Here is a 21171-nt window from a genome sequence, read left to right on the forward strand (position 1 = left end):
TAAACAGCCTGAAATCCATGCGTACAACCAGAGTCATTACGCTCCTTACCGACTTCGGCGCCAAGGACATCTACGCCGGCGTTGTGAAGGGGGTTATTCTCTCCATCTGCCCGGATGTCCGAATTATCGACCTGACGCATGAAATTCCTCCGCAGGATATCAGGGCGGCGGCGTGGCAGATATCCGCTTCCTATGATTACTTCCCAAGAGGAAGCATACACGTGGCCGTAGTCGATCCAGGGGTGGGCGCTTCCCGCCGGCCTATCCTGGTCGCCTGCGACGGCCACTTCTTTATCGGCCCGGACAACGGACTCTTCAGCCTGCTCTACCAATCAGGGAAGCCTTTTGAGGTATATGTATTAAATCAGAAAAAATACTTTTTAGATAAAATCTCCGCCACTTTTCACGGTCGCGATATCTTTGCGCCGGTAGCCGGACACCTGGCCTGCGGCACGCCGCCTGAGGAACTGGGTGAACGCATTACAGACCCGGTCATCTTTAGCGCCACAAAACCTGAATTCGATGGGAGGACGCTCTACGGAGAAGTGGTCTGGATAGACCGCTTTGGAAACCTTATTACCAACATCTCAGAAGAAGAATTTAAGAAACACATCCGGGGAAGACCCTTTGTGATTAAGGCCGACGGCATTTCTTTAAAATTCCTCCAGAAGACGTATGCCGGGGCCGCAGAGCATGGTATAATAGCCTTGTTCGGCAGCGGCGGCCTTCTGGAAATCGCCGAGGTCTCCGGTAACGCAGCCAGTCGGCTGAAAATGGGCACAGGGGCCGCGGTAACCGTAACCATAGAAAAGAATCTTAAGGAGACAACAGAAAATCGCTCTTGATAGAAAAACCACCAGTGTCTTCTTTGCGGCCAACACCCTATTTTATTTTTGTCACTGGATGGTTTTTGCATTTCTGCCCCTTCTCCTGAAAGAATACGGCCTTACCGATGGCCGTATCGGCATAATAATCGGCACATTCTCCATGGCCTCTATGCTGCTCATGCTCCCCATGGGGGTCTTTTCCGATTACTTTTCTCCCAAAAAGACCGTCATCGCAGGCACATGCTGCCTGAGCCTGTACTTCTTCTTCCTCCTCCTCTCCCGGAACTTTTATTGGCTCCTGCTCTCTGTCGCTATCGGAGGCGCCGGCGCCTCCGCCCTCTTTATTGTGCTTTCGTCTCTTTACCTCAAGGTCATCACTCGCAATAGTTTAAGCCGGCAGGTGGCCCTCTACCACGTGGGCGGTTACCTGGGATATGCCTTTGGACCGCTCATAGGAGGATTGATTACTTCTTACTATCCACCGAAGTCTTTAATTGCTACGGCCTGGGCATGCTCCCTGGCGCTTATCGCGCTTACCTTATTTCTCAGGGATTCCGCCCCGATCAGGTTTAGCTTTGAGGAATACCGGGCCGACCTGAAAAAACCGGGCAGGCTCCTCTTGATACTGGGGATATTTGTCCTGGCCACCCACTTTGGCGTAGAGCAAACCTCCTTTACACTCTTAATGAAAGGGAAACTGGGATTTGCGCCCAGAAATATCGGATTTATGTTTGCCGGTATCGGCCTGTGGATGGCCTTTTTAGCCCCATGGATCGGATACTTTATGGATCGTAAGCAGAGGATTATCCATTTCCTCTTTGCCGGCCTTGTAATGTCCGGTGCATTTCAATTCCTGACCGGGAAGGCGTGGTCGTTCGGGAGTCTTCTTCTAACCAGGATATTTCACACCACGGGTGACGCTATAGCCATTTTAGGCATAGGGGTCCTGACTGCGCTCTACTTCCCGGGGGCGCGCCTCGGGGGAAATTCAGGCCTGCTCTATGTGGTGCGGACGGCCGCCATGTTTTCCGGGGCAGTAGTAGCCGGTCTTCTAAACACCAGGTGGGGGTACAGTTTTTCCTTTATGGCCAACGGCCTGTTCGTCCTGGCCTTTACAGCCATCCTGGCCATATCATTCAGACGGTTCTTTTCCTCTTCGCCGGCCGGCCAATCTCAATAAGGCCGCTACCAAGCAAGCGAAGGAGATGCAAAATCTGTCCTTACCGAGTTAATGCTTTATGGCTTATGCGGTTAAAAAACAGTTCCTTTTGCCCCTCGAAGTCCGGATTTCTCTCCTTGTCATGGCATGCGAGGCAGATGGAAGCAGGGACAGTACGTCTCAACTGAGACGTTTCAGGATGGAAGGTATGTTTCCGGCCCGGGCCGTGGCATACCTCGCACTCCACACCGGCCAGCCGTCCCGTAGTCTGACCTATCTGAAAGCCGGTAGGGTAACCAAACCCCGTGGTATGACACGAAATACAATCGGGATAAAAATGCCTCCGGATATCTCTCAAGGTATCGAAGGCCCGGGAATGACTGGTGTCTTTCCAGGCCCGGTATTCAGGTGCATGGCAGTTTCGACAGCTCTCTGCCCCCACGTAACCATTATCCCTGTCCTGCTCTAATGCCTGGTCAGAAAACCTTCGTCTTGCCTCTGCCTGCCCTGCCCGATCCTTAACCGCTGCGCCATAAGCCCGTGAAATAAATTGCTCTATAGCCGGATCAGGGGCGATATCCAGCGAGAGGTAAATCCACTTAAAGTCATGCCTCAGAAGCCGTCCATTATGGTCCACCCATAAATCCAGTCTGGCCAGGTACTTTTGGTCGGGAGAGACAATAACGGCATGGTTGACATTTTCTACAGGGATCTTGCCTCTGGCCGCCAGGATAACCTGGACGTCGCCAAATTCAGAGATGATTGATCTGTTTTCTTCTTCTGAAAGATCGCTTAAAACCACAACCAGGTTAGCTTCCCTTTTGATGACGGGCAGATATTTTTTGATACCGGCCAAAGGATCGGATATTTCAACCCCTTCGGCTTGAATTTGATTGCGGCTGAGCGGTGGCGCGGTCAAGGCCAGGATTCCCACCTTGACCGGGCCCAACTCCTTGATGAGATATGGCCTCCCCGGAAGCTCTTTAGCCTCACCTTTATGGACATTGGCCGAAAGGAAAGGAATGTTTAGGCTCTTAATCTGATTCCGGATAAAGTCGGTCCCGAAGTTGAAGGCGTCGCCGCCCAAGGCAATGGCGTGATAGCCCATCTTCTCCAGGGTCTTTAGATAAACCTCAGTCCTTACCAGATCCGTCGGGCCTGCGCCATGAAAAGCGCCGCTCCCTTCGATCAACAGGGCCTGAGGATTCTCCTTAAGAACGTCCTTGATTATTGTAGCCCTTCTGGCCAGACCGCCAGCCCGGTTTTCGCCTCAGCCGCAGGGCTCCAGCGCCCCCCGGGTCTGACCGGTTAAGAGCAGAGTTATCCTTGTCCCTTCTTCTGCACCGGATGAGGCAAAAAAGGATAAGAACATTATAACCAACAAAAAGAGATATGCTAAGAGTCGGATCATTTTAATACTTACAAAGAATTATTGCCTACCTGAAACAGCATATCAAAACTCCTAATCAGATGTCCAGCATTATCAAAAATAAACACCATACCTTGACACCTCGGCTATAAGCTGATAACAAGAGTTATCTTATCTGCCAGCAGAGGTTCCGCATGTTGCCTGACTTTGTAAAGGATCTGTTAAGGCCAGGGGCATATCCCCACCCGGTAGCCGAGATAAAACTTGTCCAGACCCATATCTCCTACGTCTTTATTACCGGTGACTTTGTTTATAAGATAAAAAAGCCTGTTAACTTCGGTTTTCTCGATTTTACCACCCTCGAAAAACGCAAACACTTTTGTGAGCGGGAGGTAGTCCTCAATAAAAGGCTCTCACCGGAGATATATCTCGGGGTGGAACCGGTGACTACAGACGGAAAAGGCTTTTTTATAAACGGTCCGGGAGAAGTCATTGAATACGCGGTCAGGATGCGGCAGATGCCCCAGGACCGTATGATGGATGTCCTGATAAAGGATGACAAAGTAGATCAAGGGGTCATCGACCGCATCGTGCAAAAACTCGTCCCCTTCTACACACAGGCCGCCACCGGCCCGGAGATAGACTTCTATGGCGAAATCCCGCAGGTACGTTTCAATATCGAGGAAAACTTTGCCCAGACCGAAGGCTATATCGGCCGCGCCCTCACCAGGGAGCGCTTTGAAACCATTAAGGCATACAGCCTCTCCTTCTTTGAAAAAAGGGCTAATCTCTTTCAGGAACGTATAAAATCAGGAAAAATCCGGGACGGGCACGGCGACCTCTATTCGGCCAACATCTGTATAGCTGATGATGTCTATATTTACGACTGCATAGAGTTCAATGAGCGTTTCCGCTATGGAGATGTGGCCTGTGATATAGCCTTCCTGGCCATGGACCTGGATTTCCACCGGTTGGGCGCCCTCTCCGGATATTTTATCGATCGCTTCGTGGAACTCTCCGGCGACCGCTCGCTTATAGACGTACTGGATTTCTACAAATGCTATCGGGCCTACGTGCGCGGCAAAATCCACTCCTTCTCGGCGGACAGCAAGGAGATCGGCGAAGAAGACCGGGGCCGCTCTCTATCTACGGCCCGAAAATACCTTAGCCTTGCCTACCGCTATGCCGACGGAAAAAGGAAGCCGGTTCTCCTGGTATTCTTTGGCCTTATTGCCGGCGGGAAGAGCACCCAGGCCAGGATTATTGGTGAAAAACTAGCCATCGTGCCCCTTAATTCTGATGAGATCAGGAAAAAAATGGCCGGCCTCGCGCCCACAGAAAGAAGGCCGGAGCCCTTCGGACAGGGCATTTACAGCCCGGACTTTTCCCGCTCGACCTATACCAAATTACGCGAAGAGGCGGCGGCCCGGTTGGAGATGGGAGAATCCGTCATCCTCGACGCCTCATACAAGGACCGGGCCGAAAGGACGGCCCTGATCCAGATGGCCGAAGAACTGGATGTCCCCTACTGCTTCGTCTATTGCCACTGCCCGGAGGAAGAAACCAAGTCCCGCCTGGAAAGACGGAGAAAAAACAAAAAGGCCGTCTCAGACGGTCGCTGGGAGATATATCTGAAACAGGCGGAGACCTTTGATCGGCCGGAGGAGATACCGTCCGGTCGCCTTCTTCAGGTAGATACAAGCCAGACCGTGGACAGGACTACAGCTTATATACTCCAGTCCTGCCCGGAAGATATACGCCGCGCCCTATCCCTCTGACGATTACGTGACGGAGTGCTCGGCAATTAGAGTGGGATTGTCTTGGACAGAATTTTGACTAACTACTTACACGCGCAGGGTGCCGTCAATAGGAAATCAGAACATTATAGGGTCTATACGCATTAAGACTTCCTGGAGTAGTTCTTCCGGGCATTTGCTAATGTAGGCCGCATTTCTAGCTCCGTAATCAAGCGAACGCAACTGATCTGCCATGATCACCCCTGTAATTTTTTTACCTTCGGGTATGGCTACATAAAATGGATTTTTACGTTCTGTGTTGCTGATGGGACAAACAAAAATGAACCCCATCTTTTTATTAAAGGCGCTATGACTTACGACTAAAGCCGGCCTGCTTCCCTTCTGTTCATGCCCGGCTTGTGGGTCAAAATTAAGGCGAATAAAATCTCCGCGTTTTGGGATATGGGCTACCAAACTTCCTCTCCTTCCGGCTTGCCCCATGAAACTTCCTTGCCGGGTTCTTGTACTTGGGCGAGCAACTCTTCTAATGTGTATTTCTTTTGGTGAGACAGGGGCTTTAAAATCAACTTTCCATCCTCTAATGAGCAACTTACCCGATCTTTTACACCCAGATGGAGTGATTCTAATACATGTTTTGGAAGTCGAATGCCAAGCGAATTACCCCATTTCCCAATTTGTAACTCCATATTATCTTGCATAGTTATGTCCCCTTACATATATGATATACAATGTATATCTGCGATGGGAGAATGTCAATTTAAAAATTGTTTACCGTAATAACTTTAGAGGCCGCTCCCGACACGCTTAGGTGTGAAGAATGGGTTTTGTTTCAGATTTACGCTTTCCGTTATCAACTTACTTTTTTACCAGCTTCCCATACTTCTCATATATTCGCACTCTCTCTACTTACTTCTTCTTCAACAGCCTTTTGAATGAACTGATTTAATGATATTCCTTTCATGATTGCTAACCGTTTTGCTTTTTTATGAACTTCGGGAGAAATCCTTACATTAAAACTGCCTTTATAAGATTTTTCAGTCTTTTTCCCATGTTCTTTGCAGAGTTGAATATAATCCTCTACCGCATCTTCAAATGATTTTTTCAATTCTGCTACACTAGCGCCTTCAAAAGAAATCAGATCTTCAATTCCTTCAATTTTTCCAAAAAAGGCTTCGTCGTCAGCATTAAAATGAACTGAACCTATATATTCTTTATACTGCAAGAAATCTTTCATATTAACCTCCTCGACTTGAGCTCATCAATAATCTGCTCAATCTGATACTGTTTTAACTCATTATTTGGGTGTGGCTTATGTAAACGAATTATGTCCGGGGCAGGCTCTTGCCCTTCTCCTAGCCTTAGGCTCCGCTAAAACCTGGATCGGGGACTCTCACCCCGATAGTCCTGTGCCATGCCCGGCACACACGTCAAGGCTAACCCGACGTGGCTTTGCACGGTCGGGTTGAGCCAGTTGTTAGGTGGTTTATCATTTTTTTAGGAGGTTGTTGTGAAGCGCTATCTTCCAAAGATTTTTCGATTATTATTTTTTGATGAACCGATGGAGGAGAAACAGTTCTTTGTTCAAGTTGTGATTCTGATTTTTGTTGTGGCTGTTTTTTCAGGAATTCTGGCATCTTTACTGCTAAATAGGCTCCTATAATGGCACCGACAAGCGCAGCAACAACTCCAAGTATGGCACTGAATTTCATCCATTGGACTTGTTTACCAATGAGAATTAAATCCAACTTATGTTGTTCTAATCTGGCACGGCGTTCAAATTCTTTTTCAACAAGAACAGCACGAGGATTATCTTCTCTGCAACCCTGTTTATATTCTGCGAGTTGGAGATCGGACATTATGGTTAAATCTATATCTTTCATTTTTTCACCTAACGGGCCGGATGAGCAGCGGCCCTATATCATATTGGACTTCTTCAGGATTTTATGTTGAATCGCGATTTTCTCGCCGTCTGCCCAGGCGGATGTTAGGCATTCGCGATTAAGGCTACAATGCCAATTACAATGAGAAACCCTATTACCAGCCACAAGAGGAAAATAATTGTCCCAACGGTTCCGACTACTAGTCCACGAAAGATATGAACTGTCCCATCCCATCCAAATAGGAAAAGAAGTAATAACAGTGACCAAGGGAAAAAGATTACAATCAAGCCAATGAAGAAAACAATATGCCAAAAGGGATGTGCATCAGAGTCATCAATATTTGAGTCATCGATCATCACGCCTTGGGATGAGAGGAATTTTCTCCGGCCATTCTCCGCTTCCAGCCAGCCAGCATCCCAACTTAAGGCGGCTTGGCTCGATTCAGCGTAAGGATTTTCGAACCGTGTGCTCCCGTTGGCAAATGCCAGTCGTCCCTCCTGGAACTCAGAATTCTTGCTGATGGCCGACCGTCGAAGGTTTTTCAATATATTTTTTACCGAGTTCATCATAAATCATAAGCCTAACGTTGCCTTCACCGGCGGGAGTGGAGCGCAGCGGAACTCCCGTCCGCGTGCAAGGCATGGTTCAAGTAAGCCGCTACGCGGCAGATTTTAATTCCTCTTTATAAAGTAGTCCCGCGATATTCTCCCCAATCCTCATACAAAGCTTTCAATCCAGCAAGCCATTAGGTACTCCCTTTCTTCATCCGCAATAGCGGAAAATTTCGTCGTAAAAGGAGACCCATATAATGACCGACTGGTACGAAAAATCTATGAGGGCATCGCAATTGAACGGCCTGGGCACGCGCACCCAGGAGTCATACACCCGTGCAATGCGTATGCTGTGCGAATTCTACAGCAAGACCCCTGACCTTGTCACTGAGGAAGAGCTCCAGGAGTACTTCCTCCACCGCAGAAACGTCGACCATTGGTCGGCAGCTACCATGCGGATATGTTACAGCGGCATCCGCTTCTTCTTCATCAATGTACTGCAGCGCAACTGGCACACCTTCGAGTTCCTGCGCGCCGACCGAGAAAAGAAGCTTCCCGCGGTGCTTTCCCGCGAAGAGGTCCATTCCGTTCTCGCCCGTGTTCGCACCCCCCATAACCATGCCTTTCTCTCCACCGTCTATTCCTGCGGCCTGCGTCTCCAGGAGGCCCTTTGCCTGGAAGTATCCGACATCGACAGCGGGCGGGTGATGATCCACGTCCACAGGGGCAAAGGCGCCAAGGACCGCATGGTGCCCCTGCCAGAGTCGACACTGGCCATCCTGCGCCGCCATTGGCTCACTCACCGCCATGAGAACCTGATCTTTCCGGCTTTGGGGCGCAGCGGCCAGGGAGCAGCTACGGCCAATAACCCCATGGCCAAAAGCAGCGTGCAGGGAGCATTACGCCATGCCCTTCGCGAGGCCGGCATTCGCAAAAAGGGGGTTTCGGTCCATACCCTTCGTCATTCTTATGCCACGCACCTCTTGGAAGAGGGAGTAAATATCCGGGCCATCCAGAGATTCATGGGACATGCAGCCCTGGAAACCACAATGATCTACCTCCACCTGACCCAGAAAGGGCATGAGGACGCGGCCCGGATCATCAATCACCTCATGGAGGATCTAACCGATGGGGATGATTAATGATATCTTTCGCACCTATGGCCCGGAATACCTTCGAATCTACGGCGAGACCATGCCGACCGAGCATAAAAAAGTCATCGCCGCCATTATTAATTGCCGCACGGAAGGAAACGGCTCGTTTGTCTACCGTTGCGAAAAATGCGGAGAGACACACGTGGTACATCGCTCGTGCGGCAACCGCCACTGCCCCCAATGCCAGGGCCATAAGACTAGGCTCTGGATCGAGCGACAGTTGGGACGACAGTTGCCCGGTCATCATTTCATGGTGACCTTCACCGTCCCGGGGGAAATCCGCCCTTTTATGCGCAGCCACCAGCGCCTTACCTATGCCGCCCTGTTTGTCGCCTCTGCAAGCGCCATAAGTATCCTGACCGAAAATCCCAAGTTCGTCGGCAGCGACATCTCAGGTTTCTTCGGCGTCCTGCATACCTGGGGGAGGCAGCTGCAGTACCACCCCCATATCCACTACGTGGTGCCGGGCGGGGCGCTCTCAAGTCAGGACGGCCTCTGGCACCCCTCTAACAGTGCCTTCTATCTCCCGGTAAAGGCCCTCTCCCTAATCTTCCGGGCCAAATTTCGTGACCGGATGGAAAAGGCCGGATTTCTCAACGAGATTAGCACTGAAGCCTGGCAAAAGAGCTGGAACGTGAACTGCCGGGCAGTGGGTGATGGCCGCGCAAGTATCAAGTACCTCGCCCGGTACGTCTTTCGCGTGGCCATCACGGACAGCCGCATCATCAAGGTGGAAGACGGCAAGGTCTTCTTTCGCTACAAAAAGCAGAAGAGCAACCGCCTGCGCACCATGGAGTTGGAGACGGCGGAGTTTATCCGCCGCTTTCTCCAGCACGTCCTGCCGACAGGCTTTATGAAGGTGCGCTACTATGGCTTCCTGAGCCCTACTTCCAAAGTTACACTTGATGAAGTACGGGCCAAAATCGAGCTTGCCTACGGGTTCGAAGTGGCCGAGCCGGCAGCCGAACTTGAACCACTGCAACCCATGAAGTGCCGTCAATGCGGCTGGACACTGAAATATATCTTCTTTATTCTGCCAAACCGCAATATACAAGGAGGACCGTCGGGCTAAAGCAAAAAGCCCAAGCAAAAACTTCATCAAGCAGAACACAATACAGGCTACCCATCGCCTTGATGAAAGCGGCACAGGACAGGTGTGCCCGGAAGCCGCCTGTGCAAAACTTCTCAGAGGAAAAAGAGCTTTTCATTCTCTCAAAAAAGCGCGCTTTCTCTAAAAAACAACCTGTCGCCTATTTGCCCAGACTCAGACGACGGCTCTTTTTCCTCTCCCATACCGCACTCCCCCTCTTCACCACAAAAGCATTACCCTATTAGAAAGATCAGTGCCACACCACGGGCTTCTTGAACAATGGATTGAAACGACTAGGAAGTCGTCTCAATCCTTAAAGGTTAGGCATTGTTAGTTCCATATTACTTCTTGAGAACTCCATCCCTATTTTTCCCCCGTTATTATTAAAGCACTTTCCAACATCTCTTTTATATAGCCCATCCAGCCCACAATGACCATGATCTTTGCTAATATTGACCATGCCTTTGTGCCTGTATATTTATTCGCACTCCTCCAAATACATATAAGAATGAATGGGGTATAGACCAAAGAGAATCCAAACAGCATCCAGAAAACCAATTTCCCCGGAGGGGTAGAAAATAGTTGTTCGTTTCTAGAAATGTAGGATAATGAAATGAAGAGCAGCACATTAATACAACTACCAAAGATCCAATATGTTTTCGCAAGTGATACTTCCCCACGCCATAACGCTTTTACTAAATCCATTATGTCCTCCCTCCTCAAAACAGTTACATCTTTCTGGGTGCCAATCCCCCTACACAAAGGAGTCCAATAGAATTGTATCGATCAACAGCTTTTTGCTTTCTTGATGGATCAGACTTGATTTCCTCTAAAAGTTTATTAAATGCTTTCCCCAAATCGTCGATAAAGTTCTCCAAATTAATGATGGTTCTGCCATTCATAGTTTTCCCGTGTAACTCCGGCTTGTTATCCTTAAACCAGTATGATCCACCTTCGGAATAATTGTGGACGAGCCTACACCTTAGGTCCTTGTATAGTTTTGATGGGTTATAGATTGATGGTAGATAATGACTCACAAAGTCTTTGTAGTCTTTCGGTTTTGTTTCGCGCCCACAAACGAATCCTGCCATATAGTCGATGAAGCAGCTTGCAAGGATAAATGCACCTATTTTTGAGTTGCCAGATGAAGCCTTTTTGATGTCGAGAAAAGCCCCATCATAAAGAGCATTTTTGATGAGATTGATGATTGCTTGACTCATTTTCCTTTCTTAGCCTAACTTATATATTATGTAGACTCTTTTTTTCGTCTGAGCTGAATATGATAGGTATCGTATAGAAATTTGCTAAAAAACGCAACAGGATAAACTGGATTCCGGATCAAGCCTGTCCTCAACTTGATTGGGGATCCGGAATGACCGTTGTGTAAAGTCATTTCTGAGACAGTACACGCGGAGTCTGTGAAGGATCTTGGCGCCTGACGCTGAGGCATGTATGATACCAACATTGAAAAATTGACATAAGCCGCAAAAAAGCATAAATAAGACATAGAAACGGACTACGAGGCCGTCCCAATTACCATGAGGTGATACCATGTATTCACGCATGCTGGTGCTTCGCTTCCCGCAAGATATCGTAGATAGACCGATCGTCTGCAACCTGGTCAGGGAATTTGACCTCTCTTTCAACATCCTTAAGGCCACCATCCTGCCGGGGCAGGATGGCCTTATGATTATGGAGCTGAGCGGACATCGCAAGAATTTTAATCGGGGAATAAAGTATCTGGAAGAATGCGGGGTAAAAATAAAGACCATCGGTCAGGACATTAACCGCAATATGGACAAGTGTCTTCAATGCGGGGCCTGTACCGCCGTCTGCCCCACCGGGGCCCTCTATATTCGCCGTCCGGAGATGGAGGTATGCTTTGAACCGGAAAAATGCAGCGGTTGCGAACTCTGTGTGGCGGCCTGCCCGGTACGGGCCATGGAAGTTCATCTGCGCAATGCATCAGGTTTTTAGAAGCCGCTCTCTTTGCGCCCCATCCCCTTCTCTATGAGCCGCTATCCCCCACAAAAAAGGATTGCCGTAGCCTTAAGCGGAGGCATAGACAGCGCCGTGGCCGCCGCCCTGCTTAAAGAGGAAGGATGCGATATCTTTGCCCTGCACATGTTGATCCCCACGGACGATATGGCCGTATGCGCCGAAAAAGCCGGGGCCGTAGCCCGGCGTCTCAATATCCCTTTTTACACCGTTGATGTGGAAAAGCCGTTCAGCGAAGAGGTCATCCATTATTTTATTGATGAATACCTGCGGGGCCGGACCCCCAACCCTTGCGTGGTCTGCAACCGGCAAATCAAACTGGGCGTCCTGCTGGAGAGGGCCTTATCTCTCGGCGCGGAAAAGATAGCTACCGGCCATTACGCCCGTGTGATATATAATGAGGAGGCTGGCCGGTTCATCCTGCGCAAGGGTTCCGACCGCGCCAAGGATCAGTCCTATTTTCTCTGCACGCTCAGCCAGGAACAACTGGCCCGAATCCTCCTTCCACTGGGAGAGATGTCTAAGACCGAAGCCAGAGATTATGCCTCCCGGATAAGGCTCAAAGACTTATCCGAACGTGAAAGCCAGGAGGTCTGTTTTATCCCCCATGGAGATTATAAAGAATTTCTGCGGGAACGAATACCGCCGGACATGGCTAATTCCGGCGATATCGTGGACACTGAAGGACGTATCATGGGGAAACACCGGGGCATTTTTAATTTCACCATCGGGCAGCGCCGGGGGCTTGGCCTGCCGGATGCGACTCCTTTTTACGTCCTGGGGTTTAATATTGAGAAAAAACAGGTTATTATCGGCAAGAAGGAAGACCTCTATCGCCAGGATTGCATGGTAGAAAAGATAAATTGGGTATCTACCCGGGAAATCACGCAGGCATTGAAGGTCAAAACGCGTATTCGTTATAAACACAGGGAAGCCCCTGCGATACTTACCTCTGTAGATGCGGCCACTGTCCGCGTCCGCTTTCAGGAACCGCAAAAGGCCATTACGCCGGGACAGGTAGCCGTTTTTTATAAAGGGGATGTGGTGGTAGGAGGCGGATTCATTGCCTGAAATACAGAGGATTGCCATTGAGACCCTGGGCTGTAAGGTCAATCAATTTGAATCGGCAGCCATAGAAGAACAGCTCAGGGCCAAAGGTCATACTATAGTCCCGTTTTCGCAGCCGGCCGACGCATACATCATAAACACGTGCACGGTCACGGCCAAAGCGGATTTTCAGTCCAGACAGCTCATCCGCCGGGCCATGCGCACCAATCCTGCCGCCAGGATTATCGCCACCGGCTGCTATGTCCAGACGGCCAGCCGGGAACTGTTGGAATTCTGCCAGGCCGGCAATGTCTGTCTGGTTGGAAATGACCGGAAATTTGACCTGGCAAACTACCTCAGCCCGCATAACCCGGATAACTCCTTTGAAATCTACGTGGGGGCTATAGAAGAGGTAACAGATATCTGCCCCTTCACCGTCGAACATTTCCCGCGGCGCACCAGGGCCTTTCTCCGAATACAGGACGGCTGCAATGCCTTTTGCTCCTATTGTATCGTCCCCTATGCCCGGGGGCGCAGCCGCAGCCTGCCGCCGGTTGAGGTGCTTAAACAAGTGGCGCGGCTTGTGGAGGGCGGCTATCAAGAAATAGTCTTTAGCGGCATCAACCTGGGACGGTACGGCCGGGATCTCACCCCGCCGGCCTCGCTCTATGAACTTCTGGTGTCGTTGGAAAAGGTAAATGGGCTTCGTAGAATCCGCATCAGCTCGATCGAACCCACGGAGATAACAAAAGAACTGGTGACATTCATGGCCGGATCAGAGGTCATCTGTCCCCACTTCCACATCCCCCTGCAAAGTGGAAGTACAGAGACGTTAAAAAGGATGAACCGCCATTACACCGCGGAATTTTATAAGGATATGATCGGCATGATTCATGATGCCATACCTATGGCAGCCATAGGCACGGATGTAATGGTCGGCTTTCCGGGAGAGGGGGAAAAGGAGTTTAAAGATACCTATGATCTCTTATCCGAATTGCCCATAACCTATCTGCACGTATTCCGCTATTCCGCCCGTCGGGGAACCGCTGCCTGTGCCTTTCCGGAAAGCGTAAACGCAAAGGCAACCACTCTGAGGGCCGGACAGCTTAAGGAGATGGGGCTTCTCAAAAAGAAGACATTCTATTTTCGAAACCTGGGACAAGAGACCAGCGTTCTAATCGAGGGCCGGGACAGGCATTCTAAACTTTATAAAGGGCTTACGCCCAATTACATCCCGGTTTTGATAGACACAAAAGGTGTATCTATCAGCGGGATGATAGACGTAAAAATCGAACGCATCCTGAGCGACCAAGTTATCGGTGTTCTTCTGTAATCCATCCGGAAACCCAGGGTTTCCAGCCTACGGTCGGCCCAGCTGTCAACTATCAGCATTCAGCTTAATGTGTCGTTGTTTGTCCTGGTTTTTTGCTGACAACTGACAGCTGATTGCTGAGTGCTTACAGACAGCTCATCCGAACCTGATCACCTTACGAACCAGGAAACCCATAATGCTGATCATCACGATTTCCCCTACGATAAGGCTGCCCCAGGCGTGCCAGAGATGCCAGAATAGTCCGGAAGAAACGACTACGACCAGGCAAAGAACAATAATTACCGCCAAGGAATGTACCGCTTTTTCACTCATATTTCCCCCCGTTATCTCTCAACTTATCGGAAGTAGTGGCCTTTCTTATTGGTTTGCTTATACACCAAAATAAAAAATAGATAAAGTCTAAAAATGAAGCGCCATTCGTCTGTAGACTTTATGTCAGGGATTGCACTTTTTACACGGACTTAACCCATCATAGAATGCCTCCAGACGGTTCCGGTAGATGACCTTGTTACGCCGGCCTGTCTTTTGGCCAAGATGGCAGGACGGGCTATGAAAGCGACGCGACCGCGTATTGCCGATGTAAAAGGGTTCCTTGCCGGGGTCGGCCGAGGCCCAAAGGCCCACCCTTTCACGCATGGCCCGGCGCTGCAGGGTTAACAGGTCCTGGTCATATCTCACATTGGGCGGGGTTGTATATACCATGGCCAGCCCCTTTTCCACCAAAGCGCTATTAACAAAGGTCCCGTCCGGCAAAAAGACATAAGCCAGCAATCGCCCGTACTGGTCATACTTCTCCTTGTCAATCTGGATCCGTACCTGCCTGCCCCGCGTCAGACGCCTGTTCAAAAGGCAGGCCTCATCGGCTAATGGCTGTGCCGGCTGCCCATCGTGGGCCACTTCCGGGGTGTTTACGCCTGCATAGCGCACCCTGGCGCCGTTTGAAAGCTTTATAGTATCTCCATCGAACACCCAGACCACCGTGGCCACCATGTCGGCCAGGACAGGAGCGCTGAAAAGATGGGCCCAAAGGACAAAGAGACAGACAACGAAACAGACTTTTTTGCGTTTATCTCTCATAAGTAGATGGCGGCCTTTAAACAAATTTTTTGCCGGTAAGCCGCTCGAAGGCCTCGATATACTTGGACCTGGTCTTTGCTATTATCTCCGGAGGCAGCTCAGGGGCCGGTGGTTTCTGGTCCCAATGGAGTGACAACAGATAATCACGGGCGAATTGTTTGTCAAAACTGGGTTGACCCTGGCCGGGTTGATATTGATCCTGCGGCCAGAAACGTGAGGAATCGGGCGTCAGGACCTCGTCAATCAGCATCAGGTTTTCACCTGTCAACCCAAATTCAAATTTGGTATCGGCTATAATAATCCCTTTCTTCTCGGCCAGGGAGGACGCCTTTTTATATAGCCGCAGGCTTATTTGCGCAATTTTGGCGGCCATCTCTTTTCCGATCAGGTTCTCGACTTCGGGAAAAGAGATATTCTGATCATGCGTACCGGCCTCGGCCTTGGTCGAAGGGGTAAAAATCGGCTCCGGCAGTTTGGCCGATTCCGTAAGCCCTTTGGGCAGGGTTATACCGCATACCGCTCCCGTCTTCCGGTACTCTTTCCACCCCGAGCCCGACAGGTAACCACGCACAATGCACTCTACGGGGAGGGGCTTGGCCTTCTTGACCAGCATGGTACGGCCGGCAAGGATTTCGGCATATTTACGGCATACGGCCGGAAAGTCTTTTACCTCGCCTGAGATCAGGTGATTGGGCGCTATGTCGGCCAGTTCCCGGAACCAATAAAGCGATATCCGGGTTAAGATGCGGCCCTTGTCCGGTATGGGGTTGGGCATCACCACATCAAAGGCCGAAAGCCGGTCTGTAGCCACGATGAGCAGGTGTTCGCCGGCATCATAGACGTCGCGCACCTTGCCCCGGTTGAAAAGGGGCAGCCCTTCAATATGTGTCTCAAAAACAGCGCCAGCAGCCATCTTACCTCACCATCATCCCGCTCAGCGGGTCTTTTTCTTGAGACGGCTTATGCGGCGGCGATTAATACAGGCCTTTTTCTTGTCTCCGCTTTCATGAGCGGCCACAAGCTTGGCCCGCAACTCCTTAGCCTTGGCCTTTATCTCGCGCATAGTGGCGGCAGGCTTTTTCTTGGGCTCATCCGTAATGCCGCGCGCCTTTTTGATAGCCGCGACAACCTCGTCCTTATTCATTCCGTGAACGCCGACAATATCAGGGATCTGCAAGGCGATCTCCCGGAGATCCTTAACGGTCATGGACTCAAGCGGTTTTTCCTTCATTTCTTTTTCTTTCTTTCCCATAATCTCTCCTTTCTAATCGTTTAGCATTATCAAAACTTAACCACAGAGAACACAGAGAAACTTCATTTCCGTTATTGGTTATTGGTTACTCGAATAACGAATAACAATTAACGAATAACTTCATTCCTTATCTCAGCGCTCTCAGCGATCTCTGCGGTAAAATTTTACTTTTTACGAAGCCATCATCTTTAACTTTGTAACCCTACATTGTCCTGGGACTTATTAACGTACTTCTCTCCTGGAAAGGACGTAAAAAAACAGGGATAAACCCCAACGGGTCATTGCATTCTTTTTCCCATCCGGGCGGACAATCCGGCGGAGATTCGTTGCCAAAATATATATCCTGTGATACGTCTCCGCTACGGTGGCCGGCCTGATCTATGACGGCCACGGCAACATTTATAGCCTCTCCAAAAAGGACAGCCGGCGGCGTAAGCATGTAAAGATACCCGGCCACTTGCGCCCGGTTATCCTTGCGCACCTTCATGTAGGGCACCGATTCTTCACCCGCACCCCTCTGACGTACATTGACATGGATGTAAGCCAGATCCCCGTCCTCATCTTTAGCGGAGATATAGAACTTCAGCGTGTCACCGCTTCTGATGGCGGCCGGACAAAAAAAGCGCTCTACTACCGGTGGGCGCGGGCCGTACTTTAGTTCGGCCTCGGCCAAGGTCAGCCGCGGGCTGCAAGACAAAGAAGATAAAATACAGAATAAGAGGCAGACGACTCCCCCAAATAAGTATTTTTTCTCTGGGAACATTATCTTCACCATCCTTAACTAGTGTTCATCAGAAAACCCAAGATTTCCGGATGAAGCAGTCAGCGGTCAGCTATCAGCATACAGCTTAATATATTGTTTATCTTGGTTTTTAGCTGAGAGCTGATCGCCGATGGCTGAAAGCTTGAATCCGAAAACGACAGTTTTCGGATGAAAACTAAATAATGACTAATGACATTCACTATATACCCCGGCCAACACCGATATAAGTGTAGCCAAGTTCGCGCATTTTCCCCGAGTCATAGATATTTCGTAAATCCAGGATCAGGGGCTGGGCTATTATCTTCCGGAGCTTTTTCAGGTCCAGGTTCCTTAACTCGTTCCATTCCGTAAGAAACACAAGGGCGTCTGCCCCTTTTGCCGCCCGGTAGGCATCCTGGCAAAAGGAAAGGTTTCTGCCGGTTACCGCCTTCTTAAACTCATCCACGCCGGCCGGATCATAGGCTCTTACCTTTGCCCCCTTTTCCAGCAATATTCTGACTATGTCAATAGCCGGAGATTCCCGTACATCGCTGGTGTTGGGTTTAAAAGTAAGACCCAGTACACCGACTGTTTTCCCCTTCAAGGAGCCCAGCGCTGTCTCAATCTTATTGACCATCCGGGCCCGCTGCCTTTGGTTTACTTCAATCACGGTCTCAACAATACTGAGCGGACTGCCCTGCTTTCTTCCCAGGTGGGCAAGTGCCAGTGTATCCTTGGGGAAACAAGAGCCTCCATAGCCCGGCCCCGGATGTAAGAATTTCGGCCCTATCCGACCGTCCAGGCCCATGGCCCTGGCTACGTGATGCACATCCGCTCCGAGCTTTTCACAAAGATTCGCCACTTCATTGATAAATGATATCTTTGTCGCCAGAAAGGCATTTGAAGCGTATTTAATCAACTCGGCGGTTTCCAGGCCGGTTATAACAAAGGGAGTTTCGATCAGATAGAGAGGCCGGTAAATATCCTTTACAACGGCCAGGGCCTCGGCGCTGTCAGAACCAAGAACCACCCGGTTGGGACGCATAAAATCTTCAATGGCTGATCCCTCACGCAGGAATTCCGGATTTGACACGACGTCCACTTTAATGCCTTTTTTCCCGCCTGAGGCGGAGATAACCCCTTTAATCCAACGGTTAGTCCCCACCGGTACCGTACTTTTGATAACGATTACCTTATAGTCGTCGATTGCCTCTGCCATTTCTCCGGCCACCGCTTCTATCTGTGAGAGATCCGGTTGTCCCTGCCCGTCATCCGGCGTGCCCACGGCAATAAATATGACCAGAGACTGCCTTACCGAGGTCTTCATATCCGTGGTAAAAGAAAGGCGGCCATTTTTTACATTCTTGGAGACCAACTCTTCCAGCCCCGGTTCGTAAAAAGGTATCTCGCCCTTTTTGAGCCTTTTAATCTTGTCCTTGTCCTGATCGACGCAGATAACCTGCAACCCAAAGTCAGCCAACCCTGCGCCGGTGACCAGTCCCACGTAGCCGGTGCCAATCACGGTAATGTGCATAAGCCTACCTCTTAACCTTCATTTCCTGATACCATTTTACAAATAATGGGATGCCTTCTTCCACCGTCACCTGAGGATTATAACCGAGCAGTCCCTCAGACTTTGATATGTCCGCATAGGTGACGGGCACATCGCCCGGCTGGTCGGGCAGCCATTTTATGCGTGCTTTCTTTCCCAGGGCATCTTCTATCAGGGCCACCAGCTTCCTTAACTCTGTAGTATGCGATTCGCCCAGGTTGAAGATATCATAAGGCCCTATTGCAGTGGATGCCCGGGCCGCCATTACACCCTGAATGATGTCATCAATGTAAGTATAATCCCGCCGGGACGAACCGTCTCCGTAGAGCGGCACCTCCAGGCCCTCGTCGATAAGGCGCGTAAACTTGTGAATAGCCATCTCCGGCCGCTGACGCGGGCCATAAACCGTAAAAAAACGCAGCACGGTAACATGGATGCCGTAAAGGTGATGATAGGTATAACACATGAGTTCATTGGCCCGTTTGGTGGCCGCGTAAGGAGATACGGGCTTTGATATCTCGTCATCTTCTGAAAACGGGATCTTATTGTTTATGCCATACACTGAAGACGACCCGCCATAGATAAACCTCTTTACGTCATATTTACGGCAAAGCTCCAGGATATTTAAGGTACCGCGTCCATTTACATCCTCGTAAAGCAGGGGGTCCTTTAAAGACGGACGTACTCCGGCTCGTGCCGCCAGGTGGATGACCTCGGTTAATGGAAACTCGCGAAACACACCTTCCATAAAGGAGGGGTCGCGAATATCTCCCTGCCGCAGATGAAAATTCCGGCTCTGCAGGGCCGGTTCCAGGTTGCGATGCTTGATGGCCGGGTCGTAAAAGTCATTGAAGTCATCGACACAAACCACCTCTTCAGTACTAAGCAGTTTTTCGACCAGATGGGAGCCAATGAATCCCGCTCCACCAGTTACCATGACCGCCATTTACCCTCCTAATAATTAGTTTCCATCCGAACCCCCCGGTTTTCTGGATGGAGCGGTCAGCAGTCAGCTATCAGCGTTCAGCTTAAGATGTTGTTTGTCTTATTTTTTGCTGACGGCTGAAAGCTGATCGCTGAGAGCTTTCATTCGGAAACGGCAGTTTCCGGATGAACACTAATTAGGCTCTTTTTATGATGTTTTATCCGGCATGTCAATTTTTTTGGAGATGGTATTTTTGAAAAGGAGATTTTAACTCATAGCTATAGGTAACTAAACAAAAAAATTCTTGTAATCTCTATACCTCCCGTGGTAAAGGATAGCAATCAAAAACACCACTCAGGAGGGGTTGTCATGGCAGAAGGTAATGTCCTGGAGGTTAGCGACAGCAGTTTTGAGACAGATATCCTCAAAAGTGATAAGCCGGCGCTGGTAGATTTCTGGGCGGCGTGGTGTGGCCCGTGCCGGGCGATTGCCCCGGTGGTTAAAGAACTGGCCGAGGAATATGCAGACCGCATGAGGGTCGCAAAAATGAACGTGGACGAAAATCCGGCCACGCCTAGTAAATATGGCATCAGGGCCATTCCTACGCTGCTTTTTTTTAAAGACGGTAAATTGGCCGATCAGATTACCGGCGCAGTCTCTAAAAACATCATTGAAAGCGGCATCAAAAAGATCCTTGAGACATAAATAATATGAATAAAGTTAAACGGATTAGAAGCGGCGACATGCAAAGGATCGCCACCTTTTCTTTTGTACTGTTTTTCCTGTTATTTTTTACCGGCTGCGCTACAATTACTTCTTTAGTCTTTCCTAAACCACCGAGTGAAAAAACCGCCGAAGAATTGGCAACATCGGGTATGGCTTATCTGCGTGGCGGAGATTATTATAAGTCCGCAGAGGCCTTCCAGCAGATAAAGGACCGTCATCCGTTCAGCCAATATAGTCTCCTGGCTGCCCTGAAACTAGCCGATATTCATTATCATCGCAAAGAATATGAAGAGGCCGTCAGCGCCTACCAGGAGTTTGAGAAGCTTCATCCAACCAATGAGGCCTTGCCCTACGTAACCTATCAGATCGGCATGTCTTATTTCAGGCAGATGCTTGGTGTCGACCGTGACCAGGCCGCTACCAGAAATGCCTTGAATGAATTTCACCGCTTACTGAACACGTACCCGGACAGTCCATACGTTATTGAGGCGAAAGAAAAGATCAGGCAGTGCCGGGAAAAATTGGCCGAACACGAGTTATATGTAGGCAGGTTCTATCTAAGGACCGAACAATATCAGGCGGCTTTAAACCGCCTGAGACGACTGGTAAGCGACTATCCGGAGACCTCGGCTAAAGAAAAAGCCCTGGCCCTTATCAAACAGTGCGAGGGAAAGCTCGCCGCAGACGTCTCATAATATAGCATTCAGCCGCCAGCTCGCCACAATACCGGCG

At 49.8% G+C, this 21171-nt stretch carries 25 protein-coding genes and 1 pseudogene; 10 read left to right on the top strand and 16 right to left on the bottom strand.

Annotated features, from left to right (window positions below):
• Positions 1-17: 17 nt before the first annotated feature.
• Positions 18-845 (top strand): SAM-dependent chlorinase/fluorinase, encoded by an 828-nt coding sequence (locus RDU59_09950; GenBank protein ID MDQ7838794.1) that lies wholly within the window; start codon positions 18-20, stop codon positions 843-845.
• A complete protein-coding gene (locus RDU59_09955; GenBank protein ID MDQ7838795.1) occupies positions 835-2007 on the top strand; it encodes an MFS transporter in 1173 nt (390 codons plus the stop codon). Before RDU59_09950 ends, RDU59_09955 begins: the two co-directional genes overlap by 11 nt.
• Positions 2008-2047: 40 nt before the next feature.
• Here RDU59_09955 and RDU59_09960 read toward each other — a convergent pair whose 3' ends face one another.
• Entirely contained in the window at positions 2048-3178 is a 1131-nt protein-coding gene (locus tag RDU59_09960) for a multiheme c-type cytochrome (protein MDQ7838796.1), read from the bottom strand.
• A 371-nt stretch (positions 3179-3549) separates the two neighbouring features.
• On the opposite strand from RDU59_09960, the gene RDU59_09965 reads away from it, so the two are divergent.
• The gene (locus RDU59_09965) at positions 3550-5133 is read left to right on the top strand and encodes an AAA family ATPase (GenBank protein MDQ7838797.1); all 1584 of its coding nucleotides are present in this window, start codon (positions 3550-3552) and stop codon (positions 5131-5133) included.
• Between the two features lie 96 nt (positions 5134-5229).
• Here RDU59_09965 and RDU59_09970 read toward each other — a convergent pair whose 3' ends face one another.
• From RDU59_09970 to RDU59_09995, 6 genes and pseudogenes are all read right to left on the bottom strand, one after another.
• Positions 5230-5592, bottom strand: coding sequence for a type II toxin-antitoxin system PemK/MazF family toxin (locus RDU59_09970; GenBank protein ID MDQ7838798.1), 363 nt, complete (start codon positions 5590-5592; stop codon positions 5230-5232).
• Positions 5559-5810, bottom strand: coding sequence for an AbrB/MazE/SpoVT family DNA-binding domain-containing protein (locus RDU59_09975; GenBank protein MDQ7838799.1), 252 nt, complete (start codon positions 5808-5810; stop codon positions 5559-5561). Before RDU59_09975 ends, RDU59_09970 begins: the two co-directional genes overlap by 34 nt.
• A gap of 185 nt (positions 5811-5995) precedes the next feature.
• Positions 5996-6346, bottom strand: coding sequence for a type II toxin-antitoxin system HicB family antitoxin (locus RDU59_09980; protein ID MDQ7838800.1), 351 nt, complete (start codon positions 6344-6346; stop codon positions 5996-5998).
• Positions 6343-6438 (bottom strand): annotated as a pseudogene (locus tag RDU59_09985) (type II toxin-antitoxin system HicA family toxin). Before RDU59_09985 ends, RDU59_09980 begins: the two are co-directional and overlap by 4 nt.
• A gap of 107 nt (positions 6439-6545) precedes the next feature.
• Complete coding sequence (locus tag RDU59_09990; protein MDQ7838801.1) at positions 6546-6992, bottom strand: hypothetical protein; 447 nt, start codon at positions 6990-6992, stop codon at positions 6546-6548.
• A gap of 104 nt (positions 6993-7096) precedes the next feature.
• Entirely contained in the window at positions 7097-7561 is a 465-nt protein-coding gene (locus RDU59_09995; GenBank protein ID MDQ7838802.1) for a hypothetical protein, read from the bottom strand.
• A 239-nt stretch (positions 7562-7800) separates the two neighbouring features.
• Between RDU59_09995 and RDU59_10000 the strand changes: the two genes are divergently transcribed.
• Both RDU59_10000 and RDU59_10005 read left to right on the top strand, forming a co-directional pair.
• Entirely contained in the window at positions 7801-8685 is an 885-nt protein-coding gene (locus tag RDU59_10000; protein MDQ7838803.1) for a site-specific integrase, read from the top strand.
• Positions 8672-9769, top strand: a complete 1098-nt coding sequence (locus tag RDU59_10005; GenBank protein MDQ7838804.1) for an IS91 family transposase — start codon at positions 8672-8674, stop codon at positions 9767-9769. The genes RDU59_10000 and RDU59_10005 overlap by 14 nt, the downstream gene beginning before the upstream one ends.
• Before the next feature lie 381 nt (positions 9770-10150).
• Here RDU59_10005 and RDU59_10010 read toward each other — a convergent pair whose 3' ends face one another.
• The gene (locus RDU59_10010) at positions 10151-10492 is read right to left on the bottom strand and encodes a hypothetical protein (GenBank protein MDQ7838805.1); all 342 of its coding nucleotides are present in this window, start codon (positions 10490-10492) and stop codon (positions 10151-10153) included.
• A gap of 23 nt (positions 10493-10515) precedes the next feature.
• Entirely contained in the window at positions 10516-11007 is a 492-nt protein-coding gene (locus tag RDU59_10015) for a hypothetical protein (GenBank protein ID MDQ7838806.1), read from the bottom strand.
• Between the two features lie 331 nt (positions 11008-11338).
• Here RDU59_10015 and RDU59_10020 point away from each other — a divergent pair, with 331 nt between their 5' ends.
• The 3 genes from RDU59_10020 to mtaB are packed head-to-tail and all read left to right on the top strand — an operon-like array spanning position 11339 to position 14165.
• Complete coding sequence (locus tag RDU59_10020; GenBank protein ID MDQ7838807.1) at positions 11339-11764, top strand: 4Fe-4S dicluster domain-containing protein; 426 nt, start codon at positions 11339-11341, stop codon at positions 11762-11764.
• A gap of 12 nt (positions 11765-11776) precedes the next feature.
• Positions 11777-12856, top strand: a complete 1080-nt coding sequence (gene mnmA / locus RDU59_10025; protein MDQ7838808.1) for a tRNA 2-thiouridine(34) synthase MnmA — start codon at positions 11777-11779, stop codon at positions 12854-12856.
• The gene (gene mtaB, locus RDU59_10030; GenBank protein ID MDQ7838809.1) at positions 12849-14165 is read left to right on the top strand and encodes a tRNA (N(6)-L-threonylcarbamoyladenosine(37)-C(2))-methylthiotransferase MtaB; all 1317 of its coding nucleotides are present in this window, start codon (positions 12849-12851) and stop codon (positions 14163-14165) included. The genes mnmA and mtaB overlap by 8 nt, the downstream gene beginning before the upstream one ends.
• A gap of 135 nt (positions 14166-14300) precedes the next feature.
• Here mtaB and RDU59_10035 read toward each other — a convergent pair whose 3' ends face one another.
• The 7 genes from RDU59_10035 to RDU59_10065 form a co-directional block, all read right to left on the bottom strand.
• A complete protein-coding gene (locus RDU59_10035) occupies positions 14301-14477 on the bottom strand; it encodes a hypothetical protein (protein ID MDQ7838810.1) in 177 nt (58 codons plus the stop codon).
• 123 nt (positions 14478-14600) lie between these two features.
• Positions 14601-15242 (bottom strand): thermonuclease family protein, encoded by a 642-nt coding sequence (locus tag RDU59_10040; GenBank protein ID MDQ7838811.1) that lies wholly within the window; start codon positions 15240-15242, stop codon positions 14601-14603.
• A gap of 16 nt (positions 15243-15258) precedes the next feature.
• Positions 15259-16155: a phosphoribosylaminoimidazolesuccinocarboxamide synthase gene (locus RDU59_10045; protein MDQ7838812.1), complete on the bottom strand. Its 897-nt coding sequence runs from the start codon at positions 16153-16155 to the stop codon at positions 15259-15261.
• 21 nt (positions 16156-16176) lie between these two features.
• Positions 16177-16494, bottom strand: coding sequence for a Rho termination factor N-terminal domain-containing protein (locus RDU59_10050; GenBank protein MDQ7838813.1), 318 nt, complete (start codon positions 16492-16494; stop codon positions 16177-16179).
• A 202-nt stretch (positions 16495-16696) separates the two neighbouring features.
• Complete coding sequence (locus RDU59_10055) at positions 16697-17257, bottom strand: hypothetical protein (protein MDQ7838814.1); 561 nt, start codon at positions 17255-17257, stop codon at positions 16697-16699.
• Between the two features lie 199 nt (positions 17258-17456).
• Entirely contained in the window at positions 17457-18770 is a 1314-nt protein-coding gene (locus RDU59_10060) for a UDP-glucose/GDP-mannose dehydrogenase family protein (protein MDQ7838815.1), read from the bottom strand.
• A gap of 4 nt (positions 18771-18774) precedes the next feature.
• Positions 18775-19734 carry a GDP-mannose 4,6-dehydratase gene (locus RDU59_10065; GenBank protein ID MDQ7838816.1) on the bottom strand — a complete coding sequence of 320 codons (960 nt, stop codon included), beginning with the start codon at positions 19732-19734 and terminating at the stop codon, positions 18775-18777.
• A gap of 348 nt (positions 19735-20082) precedes the next feature.
• On the opposite strand from RDU59_10065, the gene trxA reads away from it, so the two are divergent.
• Together trxA and RDU59_10075 are read left to right on the top strand one after the other, a co-directional pair.
• Positions 20083-20418 carry a thioredoxin gene (trxA, locus tag RDU59_10070; protein MDQ7838817.1) on the top strand — a complete coding sequence of 112 codons (336 nt, stop codon included), beginning with the start codon at positions 20083-20085 and terminating at the stop codon, positions 20416-20418.
• Positions 20419-20423: 5 nt separating this feature from the next.
• Positions 20424-21134: an outer membrane protein assembly factor BamD gene (locus RDU59_10075; GenBank protein ID MDQ7838818.1), complete on the top strand. Its 711-nt coding sequence runs from the start codon at positions 20424-20426 to the stop codon at positions 21132-21134.
• Positions 21135-21171 lie beyond the last annotated feature (37 nt).

Source organism: Thermodesulfobacteriota bacterium, assembly GCA_031082315.1.
Lineage (GTDB): Bacteria > Desulfobacterota > QYQD01 > QYQD01 > QYQD01 > QYQD01.

Excerpts from the sequence above, each read along its gene's own strand:
- RDU59_10050 (MDQ7838813.1), bottom strand. The coding sequence starts at position 16,494 with ATGGGAAAGAAAGAAAAAGAAATGAAGGAAAAACCGCTTGAGTCCATG.
- RDU59_10000 (MDQ7838803.1), top strand. The coding sequence starts at position 7,801 with ATGACCGACTGGTACGAAAAATCTATGAGGGCATCGCAATTGAACGGC.
- RDU59_10005 (MDQ7838804.1), top strand. The coding sequence starts at position 8,672 with ATGGGGATGATTAATGATATCTTTCGCACCTATGGCCCGGAATACCTT.
- RDU59_10075 (MDQ7838818.1), top strand. The coding sequence starts at position 20,424 with ATGAATAAAGTTAAACGGATTAGAAGCGGCGACATGCAAAGGATCGCC.
- RDU59_10040 (MDQ7838811.1), bottom strand. The coding sequence starts at position 15,242 with ATGAGAGATAAACGCAAAAAAGTCTGTTTCGTTGTCTGTCTCTTTGTC.
- RDU59_09980 (MDQ7838800.1), bottom strand. The coding sequence starts at position 6,346 with ATGAAAGATTTCTTGCAGTATAAAGAATATATAGGTTCAGTTCATTTT.
- RDU59_09995 (MDQ7838802.1), bottom strand. The coding sequence starts at position 7,561 with ATGATGAACTCGGTAAAAAATATATTGAAAAACCTTCGACGGTCGGCC.
- RDU59_10035 (MDQ7838810.1), bottom strand. The coding sequence starts at position 14,477 with ATGAGTGAAAAAGCGGTACATTCCTTGGCGGTAATTATTGTTCTTTGC.
- RDU59_10045 (MDQ7838812.1), bottom strand. The coding sequence starts at position 16,155 with ATGGCTGCTGGCGCTGTTTTTGAGACACATATTGAAGGGCTGCCCCTT.
- RDU59_10055 (MDQ7838814.1), bottom strand. The coding sequence starts at position 17,257 with ATGTTCCCAGAGAAAAAATACTTATTTGGGGGAGTCGTCTGCCTCTTA.
- RDU59_09990 (MDQ7838801.1), bottom strand. The coding sequence starts at position 6,992 with ATGAAAGATATAGATTTAACCATAATGTCCGATCTCCAACTCGCAGAA.
- RDU59_10060 (MDQ7838815.1), bottom strand. The coding sequence starts at position 18,770 with ATGCACATTACCGTGATTGGCACCGGCTACGTGGGACTGGTCACCGGC.
- trxA (MDQ7838817.1), top strand. The coding sequence starts at position 20,083 with ATGGCAGAAGGTAATGTCCTGGAGGTTAGCGACAGCAGTTTTGAGACA.
- RDU59_10020 (MDQ7838807.1), top strand. The coding sequence starts at position 11,339 with ATGTATTCACGCATGCTGGTGCTTCGCTTCCCGCAAGATATCGTAGAT.
- RDU59_10010 (MDQ7838805.1), bottom strand. The coding sequence starts at position 10,492 with ATGGATTTAGTAAAAGCGTTATGGCGTGGGGAAGTATCACTTGCGAAA.
- RDU59_09970 (MDQ7838798.1), bottom strand. The coding sequence starts at position 5,592 with ATGGGGCAAGCCGGAAGGAGAGGAAGTTTGGTAGCCCATATCCCAAAA.
- RDU59_10015 (MDQ7838806.1), bottom strand. The coding sequence starts at position 11,007 with ATGAGTCAAGCAATCATCAATCTCATCAAAAATGCTCTTTATGATGGG.
- RDU59_10065 (MDQ7838816.1), bottom strand. The coding sequence starts at position 19,734 with ATGGCGGTCATGGTAACTGGTGGAGCGGGATTCATTGGCTCCCATCTG.
- RDU59_09975 (MDQ7838799.1), bottom strand. The coding sequence starts at position 5,810 with ATGCAAGATAATATGGAGTTACAAATTGGGAAATGGGGTAATTCGCTT.
- RDU59_09950 (MDQ7838794.1), top strand. The coding sequence starts at position 18 with ATGCGTACAACCAGAGTCATTACGCTCCTTACCGACTTCGGCGCCAAG.
- RDU59_09965 (MDQ7838797.1), top strand. The coding sequence starts at position 3,550 with ATGTTGCCTGACTTTGTAAAGGATCTGTTAAGGCCAGGGGCATATCCC.